Raw genomic sequence first — 21731 nt, forward strand, 5'->3', positions numbered from 1 at the left:
AATCTCCCTTTTTCAAAGGGAGAAGTTATTGGTTACCCCGCATCAAGATGCGGGGAATTGCAAGTTAAAATAAAACTTATGGAAAATATCAATCCTATTTTGCTATTAATTTTTACGCCCATTATTTTCGGGCTTTTAATTCTTTTTATACCGAATAAACTGCGCGGATTTAAAGAAGTTATTGCATTTTTAGTCACTGCGTTTTGCTTTGTGCTTGCAATATATTTATTTAAATCCAAAGAAATTTATTTTTCTGTTCCTTGGATCGGCTATGGTATCGATTTTCAGCTTCGGCTTTACAATTTTAGCCAGTTTACGCTACTTTTTGCTTCAGGATTTATTTTTCTCGTCACCTTATATTCAACAACCTTCATGTATGATAAAAATTATTTAAACCAATATTATTCATACTTGCTTTTGACTCTGGGTTTTTCAAGCGGTGTTGTACTTGCGGATAATCTTGTTGTAATGCTTTTTTTCTGGGAGGGCCTCCTTCTAACGACTTTCGGAACAATTTCGATAGGGAATAAGAACGCTTATAAAACCGCGATAAAAGCTTTTCTTATAATCGGAATTACAGATCTTTGTTTGATGCTGGGAATAGGACTTGTCTATTATATAACAGGCACTCTAACGATATCAAAAATAAGTATCCCTTTAACGACCTCTTTGAGCGCCGCCGCTTTCACTTTCATGATGATAGGAGCAATTGCAAAAGGCGGTTCAATGCCTTTCCATTCATGGATACCGGACGCAGCAATTGACGCACCTCTTCCTTTTATGGCTTTCTTACCAGCATCCCTGGAAAAACTTTTGGGAATTTATCTTCTTACAAGAATAACGCTTAATCTGTTTCAGATGACTCCGGGCTCCTGGGTTTCATTAATGCTGATGATTATTGGAGCCGTAACAATACTTCTTGCAGTCATGATGGCATTAGTGCAAAAAGATTTTAAAAGACTTCTTTCCTATCACGCAATAAGTCAGTTCGGATATATGGTACTGGGCATAGGAACAGCTGTCCCCGTTGGCATTGTCGGAGGAATTTTTCATATGATAAACAATGCCCTGTACAAAAGCTGCCTATTTTTAACCGGTGGGGCGGTTGAAAAACAGACAGGAACAACTAATCTTGAAAACCTCGGCGGTCTCGGAAGAAAAATGCCGGTTACATTTATTTGTTTTGCAGTCACCGCCATAGCGATTTCCGGAGTCCCACCGCTAAATGGCTTTTTCTCAAAAGAGCTTGTCATGGACGGCGCGCTTGAAAGACATTGGATATTTTATGTTGCCGCGCTTGTCGGTTCGTTTTTTACAGCAGCATCTTTTTTAAAACTCGGCCATTCGGCATTTTTGGGCAAACTTCAGGACCAGCATAAAAACGTAAAAGAAGTTCCGTTAACGATGCTTTTTCCGATGATTATAATAGCCTTCGTTTGTATCCTTTTCGGATTATACAACTCCCTGCCCATAAAACATATGATTCAGCCGTTGTTAGGAGAACATCTGCTTGAAGGGAAAAACTTTGCGGGTTTCCCTTCGAATTTGATACTTGTGGGTTTAACTGTTATAACTCTTGCGGGAGCTTTGATTAACCACATATACGGCGTAAAAAGGACCGGAAAAGGCATCGGTGCAATAGACCACATTCATTATGCGCCGGTTTTAAACCAGATTTACAACCTTGCTGAAAAAAGATTTTTTGACCCGTACGATATCGCTCTTAAAATAGTCAATATTATCGCAAAAATATCTTTTTTTGCCGACCGCGCAATAGACTGGCTTTATAACGGATTTTCGGTCGGCGGTGCTTATTTACTCAGCACTCTTTTAAGAAAATCCAACACCGGCAGTTATTCTTCATATATAGTATGGTCGCTGGTCGGAATATTTTGTATTTTTGTATTTAGTCTTTTCTAGGAGAAATTTGTGTTATCTCTTTTTATATTAATTCCATTTTTTATACTCATTTTGATAAACCTCTTTTTTAGCAAAGCGGTTAAAAAACTGACTTTCTGGATCGCAGCCGTTCTTTTTCTTTTCCAGGCGTTAATTGTAATATTTAAGCCTATTGAGTTCTGGTCAGGAAAACTCCCGTCAATAGAAAAACTTTTTCCTTTCAGTTTATACATAGATAATTTAGCGCTTGTGATGCTTCTTTCAATAGGAATTATTGCTTTTATATCGCTTATTGTCGGACAAAATACTATTAATGACGGCACCAAAAGATTCAATTTCATCAACGTGCTTGTACTGGCAAATATCGGAATGAACGGAATTGTTTTAGTTAAAGATATTTTTTCCCTTTACGTTTTTCTTGAAATTACCGCGGTTTCGTCTTTTATATTGATTTCGCTGAACAGGGATATGGAAGCACTTGAAGGAGCTTTCAAATATCTTATACTTTCTTCGGTAGCGACGGTGATGATGCTTACTTCTATTGCTCTTTTAGTTATGTATGTCGGAGATACTTCGTATGAAACTATCGGCACTTTTTTCAAGAATCAGCAATTTATACCCTTCTTTATACTTGTGGCCGTATCTGCCTTTGTAGGCGGACTTTTCATCAAAGGAGGCCTTTTTCCGTTTCACGGCTGGCTGCCCGACGCATACTCAAGCGCTCCTTCAAGCGTGTCAGTTTTTCTTGCGGGAATAGTTACAAAAATTACGGGGATATACACCCTTATGCGCCTTATAATATCGGTGTTCGGTTTTTCGCCGACACTTCAAAATTTGCTTCTAATTGTCGGAGCACTATCAATTCTTTTCGGCGCTTTTTCGGCGCTCGGCCAGAAAGATTTTAAAAGGATGCTGGCCTATTCAAGCATAAGCCAAATGGGATATATAATAATAAGCCTCGGGACAGGAACCCCTCTCGGAATAGCCGGGGCAGTTTTTCATTTCTTCAACCATGCGATATTTAAATCGCAACTCTTCATAAATTCTGCCGCGTTGGAAGAACAAACCGGAACAAGAAACATGGACGAGCTTGGCGGATTGCAGTCAAAAATGCCTGTTACCAGCGCAACGTCTTTGATAGCATTTCTTTCTACCGCAGGTATTCCTCCTCTTGCGGGTTTCTGGAGCAAGCTTATTATCATTATTGCGTTATGGAATTCTAACCATAAAATATATGCTTTAATTGCCATCCTAGCCGGCGTTATAACTTTAGCTTATTTTCTGTCAATGAATCACAGAGTATTTTTTGGAATTCTTTTGGAAAAATTAGAAAATATTAAAGAAGCGAAACCGGGTATTTTATTTCCTGCGGTTTTGTTGACTATTATAACAATCTTGGTTGGGTTATTTTTCCCGTTTATTTTAAATACTTTTATTTTGCCGGTGCAATCAATACTTGGTTAACAAAAGGCAGCGGTAAGTGTTCTTGTAAAAGGTTGATATGAAAACATACTTTATTTTATTGTTATTGATGGCCATATGCTCATTATGGGCCGTAATGAGAGGAAGCCTTATTCGCGCAGCCATAGCTTTGGCTGCCACAAGCGCTGTTTTATCAATTATTATGTTTAAACTGGTTTCTCCTCTTGCTGCTGTATTTGAGCTTTCTGTCTGCGCAGGGCTTATAACCGTAATATTTATGAGCACGATAAGCCTTGCCCAGCCGCTTACATATTCAGAAATGATTGAAAGATCGAAAGCCAGGATAAAAAGATTTTGGTTTCTCCCTTTAATACTTGTGATTTTTGCATTTCTTTTAACACTTTTAGCTGCTAATTTAAATCCGCCTTTAATAGCTCCCGAGACTGAAAAAAATATCAGTAAAGTTTTATGGGACATCAGACAGCTTGATGTTTTTGGCCAGATTTTAATTCTTTTTACGGGAATTTTTGGTGTTATAGTATTCTTTGGAAATTTCGATAAACAGGGCGGGACAAAATGACGCTATTTGATATGAATACTTTTTTTAAGCTGTCTTTCGTTTTTATACCTCTGCTATTTATTATCGGATTTTATTGCATAATAATTACGCATAACCTTATAAGAGTATTGGTAGGCCTTGAACTAATAATCAAAGCGGTTACGCTGCTTTTGGTTGTCGTGGGATATACAACAAACCATACAGTTTTAATGCAGTCCTATATTATCACTTTAATAATAATTGAAGTTGTCGTAATAGCCGTCGCTGCAGGAATAGTAGTTAATGTGGCAAAACAAACCGGTTCTTTAGACACAAGAAACTTGAGAACACTTAAAGGATGAGAAAGGCAGTGATAAGTTGTAAGTGGTAAGAACTAAGTATAGAAACTCTTTAAAAACTTACCGCTTATCACTTATCCCTTACCACTGTTTTGGGAGTTTATAATGAAATACTTAATAGTTCAACCCCCCGTTGCATTTTTAATAATTTTAATTTCCACTATATTAGCGTCATTTATTTCATCCTTTCTCTCATTCAAAAGCAAAACTAAAAGCGAAGGAAAATGCAAACCGTATGCCTGCGGGGAAGACATACAAAAATCCAGGGTTCAGCCCGATTACAGCCAGTTTTTTCCATTTGCGTTCTTTTTCACTATCATGCATGTTCTGGCTCTTATATTAACAACAGTGCCCCTAGTTGCTATAAAATATTCCGGAAATGTGTTTCTTTATGTTTTAGCTGCCGTCTGCGGACTTTTAATATTATTTCGAAAGGAAAAGGTTGAGGATTAGGTTAAGGTTGAGAAAATATTTTATTTTGTTTTACTTAACCTTAATCTGTCTTTTTCTAAACCTGCTGTGTTTATGAAGATAATTGATAAAGTAATCAATTGGGCAAGGCTTAAATCGCCGTGGATTATACATTTTAATACCGGCGCCTGTAATGCCTGTGATATTGAAATTGTCGCTGCAATTACTCCGCGATACGATCTTGAGCGTTTCGGCGTACTGCTTAAAGGAACCCCAAGGCATGCCGACGTTTTAGTTTGTTCCGGCCCGGTTACACGGCAAATTAAAGACCGTTTAATAAGAATTTATGAACAAATGCCCGAACCAAAATTTGTCGTCGCTGTAGGAACATGCGCTTGTTCCGGCGGCGTGTTTGCCGGCTGCTACAATGTTGAAGGAGGAATTGATTCGGTAATTCCCGTTTCGGCATATATACCAGGATGTCCTGCAAGCCCTGAAGCAATTATTGACGGGGTTGTAAAACTTCTTTCATCGCTGGAACTGAAGGAAGAACAAGAGGCAGTGGTAAGTGTTAAGGGTTAGTAGTTTGGAGGAACAAATGTCAAATGAAGAAACCATAAAAAACGAACTCACCGGCAAATTTTCATTTATCGGCGAAAAAATTCGTATTCAAAGGGAAAGAAGGATTTTTGCTGATATTGATTTTCCCAAATTTTCCGAAGTGTTTGATTATGCAGTAAAAAATATGAGCTTTACGGTTCTTTGCACTATTACAGGTTTGGATGAAGGAGATAATTTTGCGTTTTATTATCATCTTGCACGAAGAGACGGGACTATGCTGAATATTAAAACTTTTGCGCCAAAATCAAATCCGACAATTAAAACTGTCACAAATTATTTTCCTTCGGCTCACATATATGAACGAGAACTGGAAGATTTATTCGGTATTAAAGTAGAAGGACTTCCGTCGGGGCAGCGCTATCCTCTGCCGGATAACTGGCCGGTAGGGCAGTATCCCTTGAGAAAAGATTGGAAAATCGAAAATTTGAAAAAGTGATAAGGGATAAGTGGTAAGTGTTAAGTTAACGACAAAAAAGAAGTTAGTTTTTAACTTACCCCTTAACCCTTACCGCTTAACACTGTCTTAGGAGAAAAAAATGGGAAAAGTAACGGTGCCTATAGGTCCTCAGCATCCAGCCTTAAAAGAACCTGAGAGTTTTTCCATAACTCTTTCAGGCGAAAAAATAGTCAATATGACCGTAAGATTGGGATACAACCACAGAGGAATAGAAAAGGCCTGCGAATCACGGAGCTACATTCAAGATATGTATTTGGTTGAACGAATCTGCGGGATATGCTCCCATACACATGCCACCTGTTTTATTCAAGCGGTTGAAGAAATAGCCGGGCTTCAAGTTCCAAAAAGAGGCCTTTATATACGGACCATTGTTGCAGAACTTGAACGCATACACAGCCATCTTTTATGGCTCGGGGTTGCCGGTCACGAGCTGGGCTTTGATACCCTTTTAATGTATACCTGGCGCGACCGCGAAGTTGTTATGGATCTTCTTGCCATGCTTACAGGAAACAGAGTAAACTATTCTGCCAATGTAATCGGAGGAGTAAAAAGAGACATCACTCCGGAACAAGCAAAGCAAGTATTGAAGGATATGGATACCCTTGAAGAAAGGACAAGATACTATATTCAAATTGCGCAAGAAGAAGTGACTCTGATAAAAAGGTTGTCAAAAGTTGGCACACTTTCTCATGATGACGCTATTAGGCTTGGAGCTGTCGGCCCCACGGCACGCGCTTCAAACGTTGATTCCGATGTAAGAAGAGATGATCCTTACGCTGCCTATGCCGAACTTGATTTTAAAGTTGTCACTGACACTCATAATGATGTCTACGGAAGAACTCTTGTCCGTGTCTTCGAGCTTATGGAATCTTACAAAATGATAAGGCAACTTATAAAAAATCTCCCCGCAGGGACTATTTCTGTAAGAGCACCGAGAAAAATTCCCGCCGGGGAAGCGGTATCAAGATATGAAGCTCCCCGCGGCGAAGATATTCATTATGTCAAATCTAACGGGACCGAGATGCCTGAACGCGTTAAAGTGAGAGCTCCCACGCTTGCAAATTTACAGTCAGTTGCAAAGATGCTTGAAGACGGCTATCTGGCTGATGCGCCCATAGTGATTGCCGCAATAGACCCTTGCTTTTCTTGCACGGACCGCATGATCATAAGAATTAAAGATGAGGACGGCAGATCAAAAGGCGCTTTTGATTGGAAAACCCTTCGGCAATACAGTATTGACTGGTATTCAAACCAAGGAATAGATTTTAAAAAACTTAAGCTAAAGTGATTAGAAATTGGAAATTAGTAATTTGAAAACATGCAAAACCATTTAATTTATTATTAATTACCAATCACTAATTACTAATCACTAAAAAGGATTTTAAATGTTAGAAGCTTTGTTTGCAATTTTAGTGTTCCCGGGATTTTTATTCTTAAGCGTTGCGGGCCTTTTTGCCGAATACGTTGACAGAATATTCTATGCCCGGCTTCAAAACCGCTTGGGCCCTCCGTGGTTTCAGCCGTTTGCAGATTTTATTAAACTTATTTCTAAAGAAGATATAATCCCCGAGGAAGCCGAGCCAAGAATATTTAAAGCACTGCCCGTAATTGCGGTGGCATCCGTAGCTACATCGTTTCTTTATATCCCGCTTTGGAAAGACACGTCGCTTCTTTCTTTCCAAGGAGACATTATAGTTGTTTTATATCTTTTGACAATCCCGACATTAACCTTTTTCCTTGGCGGGTGGTATTCAACATCGCTTTTTTCAATTGTCGGCGCAACAAGAGTCCTCACACAGTTTTTTGCATACGAAGTACCTCTTTTTATGGGAATACTTTCAGCCGCTCTTTTGGCAAATTCCTGGTCACTTTCAGACATCATACATTTTTATCATATGCACCCGCTTTATATGATATTTAATATTATCGGATTCGTTGTTTCGCTGATCGCTCTTCAGGGCAAACTTGAAAAAGTTCCGTTTGATATTCCTGAAGCAGAAACAGAAATCGTAGCGGGGGCGTTTACTGAATATTCGGGACGGTTTCTTGCTTTTTTCAGAATAGCGATTGATATGGAACTTGTCGCCGGCGCAGCGCTTATTTCGGCTATCTTTCTCCCTTTCGGATATCATCTTCCGTATATGGCTGGTTTTTTTGTTTTTATATTAAAAACTCTATTTATAATATTTTTACTTTCTGTTTTCAGGTCTCTTTTTGCCCGCTTGAGAATTGACCAGATGACTAGATTCTGCTGGAAGTATCTTGCACCGGCGGCAATTTTGCAGATATTTATCAATTTGCTGATCGGAGGATTCCTTTTAAAATGAAAATAAGGCCCGGCGCCATGCTAAAAGAAGTTTTGTCCCATGTCGCAAAGAAACCGGCGACGGAGCTTTATCCTTTTGAAAAAAAAGAAAAGCCGGACAAGTTCCGCGGAAAACTGAAATTTTATCCCGAAAAATGTATCGGCTGCCTTTTATGCATGAAAGACTGCCCTTCCGACGCAATTACTATTACAAAAGTCGGAGAAAAAAAATTTGAATGCGAAATAAGGCTGGACAAATGCATCTACTGCGGCCAGTGCGTATTATCGTGCCCTAAACAGGCGCTTGAGATGACTAAGGATTTTGAACTGGCAGGCCTTGACAGGAAAAAACTTAGGGTAACGTTTAAAAATGAAACAAAACCAGCTGACCAACCAAAAACAAACACCGGACCTGACGACACTTCTAAAAAATAGCTTATCCGGCGCCGAAAAAGTCGCAATTCTGGGCATAGGTTCAGAGCTTCGCGGTGACGATATCTGCGGAATGCTGATCGCGGAAAAGCTAAATAAGAAATTTAACAAAAACTCTTCAATAAAAGTATTTTTCGGCGGGACCGCACCGGAAAACCTTACCGGCGAAATAAAGAAATTTGAGCCAAGCCATGTAATAATGCTTGATGCCGCAGACATTTCCAAAGAACCCGGCACTATAAGTTTTATTGACCCTGAAATTGTCGGCGGGATTTCTTTTTCAACTCATATGATGCCTATTAAGATTATGGTTGATTATCTATACCAAGATATGAAATGCAAATCGGTGATTGTCGGCATACAGCCCAAATCCATACACTTCGGAGTAAAGCCTTCAAAAGAAGTCTTGAAATCCGTAGACCAGGTTGTCTCATCCGTCCAAAAAGTATTGAAATCAATTTAATTATTTTTAAAGCTGCGGTTTAAAAAAGTCGGTCTGGATTATTTTTTACCGGCAAGTTCTTCCATTGCGTCGTGAACATCTTTGACGTGACGTCTGCTCTCAAATCTGGAAATGATACTGTAAAAACAAGGAACAACGAAAAGAGTGAGAAGCGTTGAAAGCGTTACGCCGCCGATTACAACCACCGCCATCGGCACGCGGGTCTCGGAGCCGGGGCCTAACGCGAGCGCCGGAGGTATCGCCGCCGCGACCGTAGATACAGAAGTCATTAAAATCGGCCTCAGACGCAACGGACACGCGTTTAGAAGCGCTTCTTTCAATCCCATCCCGAGCGTCCTGCGCTTGTTCGTAAAATCAACAAGCAGGATAGAATTTTTCTTGACAATTCCCATCAAAAGAATTATGCCTATCGCGCTATAAATATTCAGCGACTGGTGAGTCAGCAGCAGCGCTATAACGGCTCCCGAAATGCTGAACGGCAGGGCAATCAGAACCGTGACCGGGTGCACGAAGCTGTTAAACTGGGTACCGAGCACCATGTATGCAACGAAAATACCTATGATCAGCGCGAAGTATAAACTTTTAAAAGAATCTGAATATGTCTGGGCGCTGCCGGAGAGCATGACTTTGTAGCCGTCCGGGAGGATCTGTTTCCCTAGTTTTTGAACGGCATTAATCGCTTCGCCCTGCGATTTGCCGGGTGAAACATTGGCGAACATCCTTATGGCGCGTTCGCGGTTATCGCGGGTTATCGAAAGCAGGGAAGGTTTTTCAGCAATGGACACTACGTCCGTAAGTTTGACGACCTGTCCCCTGTTGTTCCTCACCCAAATTTTGTTGATGTCCTGAACCCGGCTCATATCAGACGAAACAAGCTGGACACGAATATCGTAACGGTGGGCGCCTTTCGTATATTTGCCGACCCTTATGCCGCCGATAAGTGAATTTATAGTGTCTCCTATCACTGATATGCTTACGCCGCGTTCAGCCGCCTTTTTTCTGTTGGGAACGACACGCGCTTCAGGCATCCCTATCTGGTAATCGGAGTCTATATCGGTCATAAGGCCGGTTTTGTTCATCGCATCTTTCATCTGATCGCCAAGCTCTGCGAGTTTATCCCAGTCCGGGCCGTTGAGCGTGAATTCCACGGGATAGCCTCGCCTCCCGCTGAACCCCATTAGCGAAGGGTCCTGCAAACTGACCTTATCAATGCCGGGAATCGCCCGTAGCTCTTTGCGCAGAACCGGCATGAGTTCCTGCTGGGTAAGCGGCCTGTGCTTTTTAGGGTCAATTGGACGCTTGCCCTTTGGTTTTAGCGTCAGCATTATGCCGGCGTTATTTACAACATCCCCACCGACGTTGCTGAAATAGCTGTCCACTTCGCCATGCTTCATTATTACCTTCTCGGCTTCTTTTGTAACGGCATCCGTGAACTCTATTGAAGAACCGACTTTCGTGTACAGCCTCGCCATTAGGAGGCCCTGGTCCTGCGCAGGCACAAACTCCTTTTTAATTACACCAAAAAGCAAAAGCGATAACGCAAAAATCCCGAACGAGCCAATGACCACCTTCCACCTGTTCTCCAGGCATAATGACAAAAAGGCCGCGTAGCGGTCCTTGAGATCGTGCATGAATTTGTCCATGCCCTTGCCGAAACCGGTCGTGTGCCCGATCTTAAGGAACTGGGAACAAAACATCGGCGTCAAAGTAAGCGCTGCGAGCAGGGAAATAGCGACGGCAACTGAGATCGTGATACCAAACTGAAGGAAATACTTGCCTATGACCCCCTGCATGAATATGACGGGGATGAATATGGCAAGTATCGCCACGCTCGCGGCGATGGCAGCGAAAGTTATCTCCCGCGATCCGGTGACAGCCGCGTGAATTTTATTTTCGCCTTCCTCCCTGTGCCTTGCAATATTTTCAAGCATCATTATGGCATCGTCAACGACGATCCCTATAACGAGCGATAGCCCTAGAAGGGTAAATGTATTCAATGTGAAACCGAATATGTATATCACGAAAAGCGTGCCGCAAATAGACATAGGTATGGTAAGAAAAACATTAAGCGCGGAACTGAACGACCCGAGAAAGAGCCAGCAGACTAGCGAGGTCAGAATGACTGAAAGAATCATAACGAAGGTCATGTCGTGTATTGAATCGCTGACAAACGTCGTTGTATCAAAACGTATTTTGAGTTTTAGGCCTTCGGGCAGATATTTTTGTATCTGCGCCATGCGTTTTTTGACGGCGGCTGCGACTTCAACAGCGTTGGTCCCGCGCTGCTTTTTTATGCCGAGGCCTACCGCGGTAGTATCCATTGTCCGAGAGATCCGGCGAATATTGTCCAGGCCGTCTTCAACTGTGGCAACGTTGCCTATGGTAAACTTTCTCCAGAGCGCACCGGACCCCTGCCTGCCGGGAATGACGATAGAACTGAACTCCTCGGTTGTGGCAGCTTCTCCCATCACGCGCACATTGACCTCGTTTTTGCCCGTATCTATATATCCCGCCGGAACTTCGGCATGTTCGGTCTGTATCGCCGAGACCACGTCTTCAACAGTCAGTTCGTTCCTGGCCATTTTATCGGCGTTCATCCATACCCGAAGGCTCGGATTCACGTAGCCGCCAAGCATGACTTCTCCCACGCCGGGCACCGTGGTAAACTGGTTTTTCAGGTAGTCATTTATATATTGCATAAGAAATTTGAGAGGCCGGTCACCCGACAAAGTCAACCAGATTATCGGCTGGTCTTCGGGGTTGCTCTTCCGGATTATGGGCGGATCTATATCTCTGGGAAGTGTTCTTTGCACACGAGCGAGGTTGCTCTGGACTTCCTGAAGCGCGACGTCGATGTCTTTGCTGAGGTCGAACTGTATAGTGATGTCCGCCGACCCCTGTCTGCAGGTTGACATAACTTCCTGGACACCCTGGATACCCATGATGCCGTCTTCCATCGGATCTACGACCTCCGTTTCAATGACCTCCGGAGCAGCGCCCTCCCAGGTCGTTGAAACGGAAAGTACCGGGAAATCCACGTCGGGCAGCTGGCTCACACCGAGCCTCATGAAAGCTATAAGCCCGAATACGACGATGCCTATAAAAAGCATCCAGGCGAATACGGGATTTTTTATTGAGTTATCCGATAAAGACATTTCTTTTTCCTAGCTAAGAGTTTCCGACGATATCTCCAAAAGCGCCGCGAGTGATTTGGCTCTGATTTTCGCACGGTCCAGCGAAGTTTTTGCGTCAAGCAGGCTTGTTAACGACTGCAGGACATCAATATTTTCAACCAGTCCAAGTCTGTAGTCTCTCACCTGCAGCTTGTAGCTTTGATTCGCCTTATCATAGGCGTCTTTAAGTGCCCGGACCTGGTCGATTGCCGACACAAGCTGTCTATAAAAAGATTGCACTTCTTTTCTTATTGATCTTTGAAGATCTACCCGCTGATCTTCAAGCTGTCTGAGCAGAGATTGCTGCTCCCGCGCTTTTGCCAGTGACGACCCGCCTTGAAAAAGCGGCAAATTAAGGGAAAATGCAGCATCCCACTTGGCGTTTGCATATGTTTCATTGCTTCGTACCGTATAGTAATTTGCATCAAGATCAAGTGTCGGAAGGAAATCCCCTTTGGCGATCGCTAAACGGAAGTTTTGTTCTTTAATTTGCTCTAAAAGAGCGCGCATTTCCGAACGATTGAGCGCGCTTTCCAAAACTTTATCAATAGGGACCGCTTGTTCTATATCCTGGGTGTCATCTGAAATTATAAGTTTTGACGAATCTATCCCGGTAAGGTAGCTTAAGCTTTCCAAAGAGTCTGCGCCGTCGCCTTTGGTTTGTTCAGCCTGAGCCTTTAAGGACGCTATCTCCGACTGTACAACGAGAACTTCACTCTCCCTGGATTTTCCAAGGCGTACCCGCTCATTCAGCTCATCAACCCGTTGCTGAAGAAGCGTTATCGTCTCCCCGAGGTTTTTATAATCTGACTCGTGCTGGCCTAGAGTATAAAATGCATTGGCAACAGCTGAAAGCAGCTGGCGGTTTACCGTGGCAATAAGGTATTCTTGCCGTTGAAGCTCATTCCTATTTGCTTTAAAAGAATTGACCTTTGTAAATCCTTTGAAAATGGGCTGGGTTACTTCAAATTTCGAATCTGTAAATTCGCCGGGCACAGTACCGTTGACGTTGTCCTGATAGGCCTTTTGATAACGGTAAAAAACGCTTGGCATCATACCGCCCTTCACCTCAATAAGGCGCTGGTATGCCTGCTCCTTGTTTTCAGACTGGATACTAAGCGCCTTGGAATAAGCTTTTGCCTGCTCAATGCACTTCATCAGGGTAATTTTTTCCTGAGCTTGCAGGGCTATAATAGCTGAAAAAAACAAAATAAATATCAGACAAATCGTTTTTTTAGCAGCAATGAATATCTTTGACATTTTCTTCATAAAAACCCTTTTAGAATTAGGAAGGATTCATAAATTTTCCTAAAAATAAAATGCTCCCGGACTCGTTATCCTTAATAAAAAATAAAAACGGCCGGTCAGCCCTGAATTCCGGTATTTTCTTTTCAATTCTTGCGCTGGTAAGATTTACAACGACCGCAGTTGATGCTCCTGCCTCAGTTCCTTCTTCGTCAACTTCCACAAAAGCTTTATGTATTGCATCGGAAATGAATAAATCTTTGTCATCGGTCATCAATGAAAAGTCAGCTAGGGAACTGAAAGCATACGTGACCCCCATTTTTTCAAGAAGTTTTTTTAAATCTACGTCTGAACTAAATTTAAATTTCGGAAAGAATACTTTTACTTCCTGGTCCCAAAGGCCTTGAGTAAACCTATAAAGCTTTTCCAATGTAAGATCTTTTTCAATTTTTTCAATTCCGTCTATTTCTTTGGGCAAAAGTATTATCATTGATAAATCATTTCCCGAATAAGGAAGTTCTATTACTTGAACATCTTCTTTTTCTTGGTAAGAAAAATTGTTTTTCTGATACATCATTTTAACGTCAACGCAGGTTGATGTTGAAATCCAGAATTTATCTATTTTTGTTGAATTCTTTATGAATTTTTTATCCCAGCTGCCTTTGAAATATATTGCATTTATCAAAACCATCTTTGTCTGATCGCTTAAAACGCCTTCAGGAATCATTTCCTTTATTTTGCTTTTAGTCTTTTTGTCTACCCATTCATTAATTTCGGACCTTGGTATTTCAGGCTTCCTGAAGTCGGACAGGGCCAGTTCCGAGCCGTAGTCTTGAGAAACTAAATAAAGAAAATTAACATTAAACCTGAAATCTCTTTGAGCCCAGATGCCGTTTGCAATAGAAAGTTCTACATTTTTTTCTTTCTGTATTGAATTTAGGTTGTTTTGAAGCGAGCAAAAAGTTGCGCAGAGTTTTTCCGTATCCGAACTAAAATTAAATGTTTCGGCTATTTGTCTTGCAGTATCTGAACTTGCCCCTGCATACATAATGGAAAAAGCCGTTGAAATGCTGTAAGGCGACAAGAAAATGTTTTCATTTGTTGCGCCTTCTTGAAGTTTGGCGAAAAGTTTGACTGCAAAGGAATTGTTTCTTTTTACTAAGGACCTGATATCCTGCGGAGTTTGGGCATATGAAACCACCGCGCATAGAATCCCGGCAAAAAGAAATACCAGCCCTTTGGCAAATTTTAAAATTATAAGCACGCTTCTATTTTTCATTTTTTTATAATATTCTGACATAAAAAAATCTCCAACACTAGGGATAAGTTCTAAGTAGCAAGTTATAAATTAACTTCAAAATCTTTTATGAAATATATTATCCTCTAGCAATGAGATTTTACGGAAACTTTATTTCCTTCTATTTCAATAATTTTACATCCGTAAACATTAACAATAGTCGTGCCGTCTAATTTGCTGGTTTGAACTTTACCGTTCCCCCCATCTGGATGCACATGCCCGTGCAGCCAGACAATCGGCGAGTACTTTTTAATAAAATTCTTAAAACATTCAAATCCCTTGTGACAAAGATCATTCAGGTCATGGATACATGCTGCCGGCGCGTGTGAAATAGCAATAATATCTTTTCTTTTTCGCCGCAGGATGAAATCTTTTAAACGAATGAAATTAATTTTTGATTTTACGGAATTTACAATATTTTGCATTTGTTTTTCAGTAAATTGGTTTTCCTGGCCGTTATACCACATTGACCCGCCGAAACCAACAATAATAAAGTCTTTGAATGTTTCCGCTCTTCCGTGAATATCATCATTTCCTGCGATACGAGGGCGCGGGTTTTGCCTGAAAGCTTGAGATGATTTCCACAATTCATCTCTTGCATCCGGTGAAATTGTTTCGTCTCTAAAAACATGATTTCCCGAAACAAAAAAAAGTCTTAGTCCCAAACGGTCAACTATGAAATCAAGATAATCAGCTTCAAGGTCTCCGCAGGAAATTATGCAATCAATATCGCTGTATTTTTCGGGAGTGTTTTCAAGAACATTTTCAAGGCTTTGGCTTTGCACATCGGAGACTGCTAAGATTTTCATTCTTTCCTTAATAGCGTATAGCGTTTAGCGCCGCGCCTGCCGGCGGGCAGGGATAGCGTATACAAAGACTGATTTGCGCCTTATTATTCCTATGCGCTATACGCTATTTGCTATCCGCTAATGTATTTATCTTCCAATGATTCCGTTTTTTATTCCGCGGACAATACCTAAGACTCTTTCCGGAAAAAGGTCTAAAAACTTTGAACGGCGGTATTTTTTCAAAAAATCATCCGTTGTAAAATCAAAACCGACATCATAACCGGCTTTCTGGCTTAGGAAATACTTGTGCAGCTGTATCCATAAATAAAGGTCAGAATAGGTCCTGTTAGGAAAATGGCCTAGTATATTTTCTTCCAGAATTATTTCAACTGAAGGAAGGAACCGTTTTTCGTACCAAAGATATGATGCATAAATTATGGATTTTTTGGCAAGGCCGCCCCCGTTATAATTTTTTCTGAAATCGTTTATCTCTTCATAAAATTTACCGTAGCTTGTAAGGTCGGTGACTTTGATGGGATATTTAAGAATTGAATTTTTTAGAAAGGCCTTTTTCTCAAAAATGCTTTCTTCCAGTTTTATAAGAAAATCTTTAGCCTGTTCAGTTTTGTAGGAATATTTCTTGGCCGGAGAAAGTTTTAAATCAAAAAGGATCTCAATTACTTCGGCATCTATATCTTTTGCGTTCAGTTCGTTTTTTGCAACGGTTATCCTGTGATGGCCGTCTATAACAAAATAGTTGTCTAAAAGTTGGTAGACTTTAATCGGAGGAAGAATTTTTCCGTGCAAAAGAACATCTTTTACTGCTTCATATTTTGTGCTTATTTTTTCTTTATGGGGAAGAAAGCCTTCGGTGAAATCCTGGTACCGCCCAAGACTGCCGACTATTTTTTCAATCGGGATGGTTTTAACGCCGCGGTTAACTTGATTTACATTCTCAAGATTTTTTTCTACTGAACTGAAGTCAATTAAAGTATCTTTCATTTTCTTAGTCCTAAGGGATAAGTGTTAAGTGGTAAGTTAAACCCGAAACTTAGCATTTACCCCTTACCACTTACCACTTTCTTGGGTTTCAGTGTTTTCCTGGGCCCAAAAACATTATTGATCAAATCTCTTTCTCTGCCTTTTTTCTTAAGCTTTTGATAAATCAAAGCCCAAACGCAGTCCTGTTCCAAGTCAACTTCGCATTTACCGTCAATCACTCCGCCGCACGGGCCGTTTACTAAACCCTTGGAGCAGCGCGCAACAGGGCATATTCCGGCAGTTTTATCAAGAATACATTCACCGCATACAGCGCAGAACTCATGATATATCCCGATTCTTTCGGTTGTGCCTACAAAAACGGGATCTAAAGCGGGAATAAGATCTTTTTCAATAACTTTTTCTACTGATTGCACCCCCGCCCCGCAGGACAAAACTAGAAGGCAGTCAGAAGCATTTGCTTCCTTTGATTTAAGCAAGTCCTTTTTAGCTATCCGGATATCGCAAGGAGTGTCAAGAACCAGAAAACCGGTTACTTTCTTGCCTTCGTTTTCTAACTTGTTAATAATATTTTTGACTTGCTCTTCGCTTCCCGTCTGGCACTTAGTCGCGCAAGCCGCACATCCTATAACAAAGATTTTATTGTAAGGTTTTAGATTTTCAAGGATCTTGCCGAAAGGTTTGGATACGGTTATTATCATTTTTTCGCTTTATTTTTTATTTTTGAAACTGCTTTTTCAATGCCGAGCGTCAAAACATTTTCCATCGTTTCAACTGCTTTTTGAAGCATCTCTTCAACATCCTCAATCTCTTCTCTTTTAAATTTTGAAAGCACAAAATCTTTTGGATCAAAATTTTGTTGAACCGGCCCGATGCCGAGACGCAGACGAGGAAAATTAGGTGTGTTTATGGAAGTTAGAATAGAGGCGAGTCCGTTATGTCCGCCGAATGAACCTGAAAGGCGAAGCCGGATATTTCCCAAAGGAATTGAAAAATCATCAACTACCACGAGGATTTGTTCCGGATAAATGTCGTAGTAGTCCATTACTTTTTTAACCGCCTGGCCGGAATTATTCATATACAGAATTGGTTTGAATATGATGAGTAATTTTTTTTGTTCTGTTTTGAATATTTCTCCCTGACGATGCCAGTTTTTCCAGTTTCCTTCAAAATTATTTGAAAATAACTCTACGGCTTTGAAGCCTATATTATGCCGGGTATTTTCATAAGATGAACCTGGATTCCCCAAACCAATGATTAACTTTATGTTATCCATTTAGGAATATTTTTTATCAATAGGCTACTTTTTTATGGGAGCAGGACCAGCCGGTTTTGTCGGAGCGGGGCCGGCTGCTTTTGACGGAGCTGTCCCGGATTTACCTTGAGATCCCGGAGCAGGCTGTGCAGCAGCTTCGCCCTCTTTCTCTTTTTTGCCTTTACTGATAACTTCTGGTTCTGCTATAGTTGGCACGGCAGCTTCAGCTGCGGCTTCTTCAGCAGGCTTTTCTTCAATTACCGTAGGAGAAACTACATTGACAATGATAGAACCCAAATTTGATATCATTTCAACACCTTCTGTTTTCGGTAAATCTTTTACCAAAATAGCATTTCCTATCTGAAGGTTTGACACATCAACATCTATCTTTTGAGGAATCTCTGTCGGCAGACATTTGATAACAACTTCGCGCATAAGATGCTCCAAAATTCCTCCTGAAAGCTTGACTCCCGGCGCAGTTCCGAGTATATGAAGAGGAACCGAGACCTGAACTTTTTCTTTTAAAGATATGGCCTGAAAATCAATGTGTATCGGCGCTTGGGAAATAATATCCATTTGAACTTCTTTAATAATCGCGGTTTTGGAGCCTTCTTTAAGTTTCAAATTTATCAAAACATTCGCTCCGCCGGAATGCATAATTTCTTTAAAATTTTTGACCGAAACTGTCAACTGCTGCGTTTTTTCTTTATTTCCGTAGAAAACTGCGGGGACCATTCCCTTTGACCTTAGTATTTTAAGATCACTCTTTTTTAAAGAACCTCTCACTTCCGTCTCCAAAACTGCTTCTTTCATTTTACTATCCTCCGATTATTTTAGACGAATAATTCTGAAATTGACTCGTCTTTATATATGCGTTTTATTGCTTCAGCTAAAAGAGGCGCTATGCTTAAAACTACGATCTTATCAATCTTTTTTCCGTTTAAAGGTATTGAATCAGTAATAATAAGCTCTTCAAGAGGAGATTCTTCAATTCTTTTTTTTGCATCGCCGGAAAGTACTCCATGCGAAGCGGCTCCGATAACTCTTGTCGCTCCTTCCTGTTTTAAAGCAACGGCAACTTTCGCCAAAGTCCCCGCGGTATCAACCAAATCATCCAGAACTATAGCAGTTCGTCCTTTTACTGATCCTATAATGTTCATTACTGCCGCTTCATTTGGGCGAGGCCTTCTCTTGTCTATAATTGCAAGATCCGCCTGCAAGTGTTTTGCAAAAGCTCTGGCCCTTTCCACACCGCCGGCATCAGGTGAAACGATTACAAGCTCTCCGTATTTTTTTTCTCTGATATATTTCAAAAATACAGGAACTGCGTAAAGATGGTCTACAGGTATATCAAAAAATCCCTGAATTTGCCCGGCATGCAAATCCATTGAAAGAACCCTAGAAACTCCCGAAGCCACCAAAAGATTTGCCACAAGTTTAGCTGTAATCGGCACTCTTGACTCCGCTTTTCTGTCCTGCCTTCCGTAACCATAGTAAGGGATTACGGCGGTAATTCTTCTTGCTGAAGAACGCTTAAGAGCATCGCTTATAATAAGAAGTTCCATTAAATTCTCATTTACGGGAGAACAGGTTGACTGTATAATAAAACAGTCTGCGCCTCTTACGTTTTCTTTTATGCTTACTCTTATTTCACCGTCGCTAAAATGGGATACTTCCGCATCGCATAATTTCCCCCCAAGTTTTTTTACTATCGCTTCTGCAAGCGGCCTGTTTGCATTCCCCGTAATGATTTTTAGTTCCATTTTAACCCCTTTTATAAATCAAATATCAAATTTCAAATATCAAATTTTCGTCAATTCCTTATTTTGTTTTTGATGCTATCCTTTTCTTATGGACCTGCCGGGCCCTTGCAATCGCAAGTGTTTGTGAAGGAACATCGTCAGTTATTGTTGAACCTGCCCCTAAAACCACATCCGCGCCGATCTTTACCGGCGCAATAAGGTTAACATTTGAGCCGATAAAAACCCTGTCGCCGACATAAGTCTTATTTTTCTTTTTACCGTCATAATTGCATGTAATAGTCCCTGCGCCCACATTGACTTTTTTCCCAAGGTAAGTATCCCCGATATAAGAAAGGTGGCTCACTTTTGACTCTTCGCTAATAACAGAATTTTTTATTTCAGAAAAATTCCCGACCCGCGAACCTTCCTTAATTACGGAACCCGGCCTGACATTTGAAAACGGCCCGATTTTTACTTTATCATGAATCTTTGAACCTGTTACATACGAATTTCTTATCTGTATATCATTTCCAATATCAGAATTGTTGATGGAAGAATAAGGGCCTATAATATTGTTGTTGCCTATTACGGTTTTTCCTTCAATAATTGTCCCGGGATAAATTACAGTATCTTGCCCTATTTTTACTTCAGGCGACACATATGTATTTTCAGGGTCTATTATTGTAACCCCGCTCAGCATAAGTTCAGCCAGAATTTTTTTCCGGACCGTCTTTTCCGCATTTGCTAGGTCAATCCTGGAATTTATTCCGGCTATTTCTTCGGCCGTATCAATACAATATGCCCCCACCCTTTCTTTCAGATTTTTTAAAATTGAAATGGCATCAGTAAGATAATACTCTTTTTTCTTATTTTCATTTTTTATTTTTGAAATAATGCTCCAAGCCAGCGGGCTCCTAAAGCAGTAAATGCCCGAATTAACTTCCGCTATTTTTCTCTGTTCAAGACTTGCGTCCTTTTCTTCAACAATTCCTTCAACTTCACCGCTTATTGATCTTACTATTCTCCCGTAACTATGAGGATTCTTTAATCTAGCGGATAATATAGTGGCTGAGTTTTGAGATATAAGATGTACCCTGAAAAACGATTTTAATGTGGCCGTGCTGATTAACGGCGTATCTACGCAAATTACCATTATATTACCGGAAAAATTCTTTAACAGCTTTTGAGCGCTTTTAAGCGCGTCTGCAGAACCAAGAGGTCTTTTCTGTTCAACAAAAATAATTGTTTCTTTTGCCAGTTCTTCTTTTATTTTTACAGCTTTATGCCCGACAACTAAAACAATTTTAGTTGGTTTCAGCCCATAAACTGAAGAAAGGATCCACGAAATAAGCGGCTTGCCGGATAACAAATGCAGGGCTTTGGGAATTTGAGACTTCATCCTGGTTCCTTCGCCCGCAGCAAGAATAATTACGGCTAGATTATTTTTCACGTTTTTCATAATATCAAATTATGCATCAAAATTGAAGCTATTTATCGTTTATATTCTTCAAATATATCTTGCCAAATGTGGCCCAGCAACTCGGATTTAGCATGAACTAAACTGGTATAGCAATTATACTAAATTTAAGTGGCTTTGTCTTGCAACTTTTAGAAGCTAATTTCCTGACCCGCCTGGTTTATTTTATGCCTATTATCCCCGAGCTTATTAAACCCAAATTTTGCAACAGATTGCAAAATTTGTCCTGAAGGGGCAGCCCGTCACCGACGAGCTGGGTTAACCCCGCACCATTTATAACTTGTTCAATTAAATGTTTGCAGGGGTTTCCAGCTGACACTCTTTTAAAGTGCTTCATTTTTCAAACTGTTTAATCTATTTTTGATAATTATTAGTCAAAATATTTCTTTAAATACTTTAGAAGATGCTTATTTATTCCGTCAATAGATTCATTTTATTTATAAAATACCTCTTGACAATAAACGGAATTACCCCTAATAATATAATTGAGAATACAAAACAGAATTTATTCAATGATATCGGGGGATATCATTGATCGCCACATATATCCGATAAAGGCATGGCTGCTCCCGCTGTACAATGTCTAGCCGTGAGGCTAGCATCTCCATTGGGGGGATGGGCAAAGTATAGCGCAAGCATTGGTCAAGAGGCAAATAATAAAATAAAATGTCCTCGACCTTTACGGATGTATGTGGTTTTTTAATAAATAGGGACACGGTAAGCTCAAGTTACCAATGCAACACTTGATTCCTGTATATTATACAGGACGAAAGGAGTTGCATATGACCCAGTATCACAGATTAACTGTTAATGAACGCGAAGAGATTAGCCTTGGGATAGCCCAAGGG

21 protein-coding genes are annotated in these 21731 nt (G+C 40.6%); 11 read left to right on the forward strand and 10 right to left on the reverse strand.

Features of this window, described 5'->3' with window-relative positions:
- Nucleotides 1-78: 78 nt before the first annotated feature.
- From NT145_06125 to hycI, 11 genes are all read left to right on the forward strand, one after another.
- Nucleotides 79-1920 (forward strand): NADH-quinone oxidoreductase subunit L, encoded by a 1842-nt coding sequence (locus NT145_06125; GenBank protein MCX5782263.1) that lies wholly within the window; start codon nucleotides 79-81, stop codon nucleotides 1918-1920.
- A gap of 9 nt (nucleotides 1921-1929) precedes the next feature.
- Nucleotides 1930-3363 carry a proton-conducting transporter membrane subunit gene (locus NT145_06130; GenBank protein ID MCX5782264.1) on the forward strand — a complete coding sequence of 478 codons (1434 nt, stop codon included), beginning with the start codon at nucleotides 1930-1932 and terminating at the stop codon, nucleotides 3361-3363.
- Between the two features lie 37 nt (nucleotides 3364-3400).
- The gene (locus tag NT145_06135) at nucleotides 3401-3901 is read left to right on the forward strand and encodes a hypothetical protein (GenBank protein ID MCX5782265.1); all 501 of its coding nucleotides are present in this window, start codon (nucleotides 3401-3403) and stop codon (nucleotides 3899-3901) included.
- Nucleotides 3898-4221 carry an NADH-quinone oxidoreductase subunit K gene (locus NT145_06140; protein ID MCX5782266.1) on the forward strand — a complete coding sequence of 108 codons (324 nt, stop codon included), beginning with the start codon at nucleotides 3898-3900 and terminating at the stop codon, nucleotides 4219-4221. Before NT145_06135 ends, NT145_06140 begins: the two co-directional genes overlap by 4 nt.
- A gap of 102 nt (nucleotides 4222-4323) precedes the next feature.
- Nucleotides 4324-4671, forward strand: a complete 348-nt coding sequence (ndhC, locus tag NT145_06145; protein ID MCX5782267.1) for an NADH-quinone oxidoreductase subunit A — start codon at nucleotides 4324-4326, stop codon at nucleotides 4669-4671.
- A 72-nt stretch (nucleotides 4672-4743) separates the two neighbouring features.
- Nucleotides 4744-5211 (forward strand): NADH-quinone oxidoreductase subunit B family protein, encoded by a 468-nt coding sequence (locus tag NT145_06150; protein ID MCX5782268.1) that lies wholly within the window; start codon nucleotides 4744-4746, stop codon nucleotides 5209-5211.
- Nucleotides 5212-5227: 16 nt separating this feature from the next.
- On the forward strand, nucleotides 5228-5686 hold the full coding sequence (locus NT145_06155) for an NADH-quinone oxidoreductase subunit C (GenBank protein ID MCX5782269.1): 459 nt from the start codon (nucleotides 5228-5230) through the stop codon (nucleotides 5684-5686).
- Between the two features lie 100 nt (nucleotides 5687-5786).
- Entirely contained in the window at nucleotides 5787-6995 is a 1209-nt protein-coding gene (locus NT145_06160; GenBank protein ID MCX5782270.1) for a nickel-dependent hydrogenase large subunit, read from the forward strand.
- Nucleotides 6996-7092: 97 nt separating this feature from the next.
- The gene (locus tag NT145_06165) at nucleotides 7093-8034 is read left to right on the forward strand and encodes an NADH-quinone oxidoreductase subunit H (protein ID MCX5782271.1); all 942 of its coding nucleotides are present in this window, start codon (nucleotides 7093-7095) and stop codon (nucleotides 8032-8034) included.
- Nucleotides 8031-8447 (forward strand): 4Fe-4S binding protein, encoded by a 417-nt coding sequence (locus tag NT145_06170; GenBank protein MCX5782272.1) that lies wholly within the window; start codon nucleotides 8031-8033, stop codon nucleotides 8445-8447. The genes NT145_06165 and NT145_06170 overlap by 4 nt, the downstream gene beginning before the upstream one ends.
- Complete coding sequence (gene hycI / locus NT145_06175) at nucleotides 8383-8907, forward strand: hydrogenase maturation peptidase HycI (protein MCX5782273.1); 525 nt, start codon at nucleotides 8383-8385, stop codon at nucleotides 8905-8907. Before NT145_06170 ends, hycI begins: the two co-directional genes overlap by 65 nt.
- Before the next feature lie 38 nt (nucleotides 8908-8945).
- Here the strand turns inward: hycI and NT145_06180 are convergent, their stop codons facing one another.
- The 10 genes from NT145_06180 to glmU form a co-directional block, all read right to left on the reverse strand.
- The gene (locus tag NT145_06180) at nucleotides 8946-12062 is read right to left on the reverse strand and encodes an efflux RND transporter permease subunit (GenBank protein MCX5782274.1); all 3117 of its coding nucleotides are present in this window, start codon (nucleotides 12060-12062) and stop codon (nucleotides 8946-8948) included.
- 9 nt (nucleotides 12063-12071) lie between these two features.
- Nucleotides 12072-13349 carry a TolC family protein gene (locus tag NT145_06185; GenBank protein ID MCX5782275.1) on the reverse strand — a complete coding sequence of 426 codons (1278 nt, stop codon included), beginning with the start codon at nucleotides 13347-13349 and terminating at the stop codon, nucleotides 12072-12074.
- A gap of 16 nt (nucleotides 13350-13365) precedes the next feature.
- On the reverse strand, nucleotides 13366-14625 hold the full coding sequence (locus NT145_06190) for a serpin family protein (protein ID MCX5782276.1): 1260 nt from the start codon (nucleotides 14623-14625) through the stop codon (nucleotides 13366-13368).
- An 83-nt stretch (nucleotides 14626-14708) separates the two neighbouring features.
- Nucleotides 14709-15431 (reverse strand): metallophosphoesterase, encoded by a 723-nt coding sequence (locus NT145_06195; protein MCX5782277.1) that lies wholly within the window; start codon nucleotides 15429-15431, stop codon nucleotides 14709-14711.
- Between the two features lie 126 nt (nucleotides 15432-15557).
- Nucleotides 15558-16412 carry a hypothetical protein gene (locus tag NT145_06200; GenBank protein ID MCX5782278.1) on the reverse strand — a complete coding sequence of 285 codons (855 nt, stop codon included), beginning with the start codon at nucleotides 16410-16412 and terminating at the stop codon, nucleotides 15558-15560.
- 56 nt (nucleotides 16413-16468) lie between these two features.
- Nucleotides 16469-17110, reverse strand: coding sequence for a methylenetetrahydrofolate reductase C-terminal domain-containing protein (locus NT145_06205; GenBank protein MCX5782279.1), 642 nt, complete (start codon nucleotides 17108-17110; stop codon nucleotides 16469-16471).
- The gene (gene pth / locus NT145_06210; protein ID MCX5782280.1) at nucleotides 17107-17685 is read right to left on the reverse strand and encodes an aminoacyl-tRNA hydrolase; all 579 of its coding nucleotides are present in this window, start codon (nucleotides 17683-17685) and stop codon (nucleotides 17107-17109) included. Before pth ends, NT145_06205 begins: the two co-directional genes overlap by 4 nt.
- Nucleotides 17686-17709: 24 nt before the next feature.
- Nucleotides 17710-18477 carry a 50S ribosomal protein L25 gene (locus tag NT145_06215; protein ID MCX5782281.1) on the reverse strand — a complete coding sequence of 256 codons (768 nt, stop codon included), beginning with the start codon at nucleotides 18475-18477 and terminating at the stop codon, nucleotides 17710-17712.
- Nucleotides 18478-18497: 20 nt separating this feature from the next.
- Nucleotides 18498-19427 (reverse strand): ribose-phosphate pyrophosphokinase, encoded by a 930-nt coding sequence (locus NT145_06220; GenBank protein MCX5782282.1) that lies wholly within the window; start codon nucleotides 19425-19427, stop codon nucleotides 18498-18500.
- Nucleotides 19428-19485: 58 nt separating this feature from the next.
- A complete protein-coding gene (gene glmU, locus NT145_06225) occupies nucleotides 19486-20865 on the reverse strand; it encodes a bifunctional UDP-N-acetylglucosamine diphosphorylase/glucosamine-1-phosphate N-acetyltransferase GlmU (GenBank protein MCX5782283.1) in 1380 nt (459 codons plus the stop codon).
- Between the last annotated feature and the right edge of the window lie 866 nt (nucleotides 20866-21731).

The organism is Elusimicrobiota bacterium, from assembly GCA_026388075.1.
In the GTDB taxonomy this organism is placed as follows: domain Bacteria; phylum Elusimicrobiota; class Endomicrobiia; order Endomicrobiales; family JAPLKN01; genus JAPLKN01.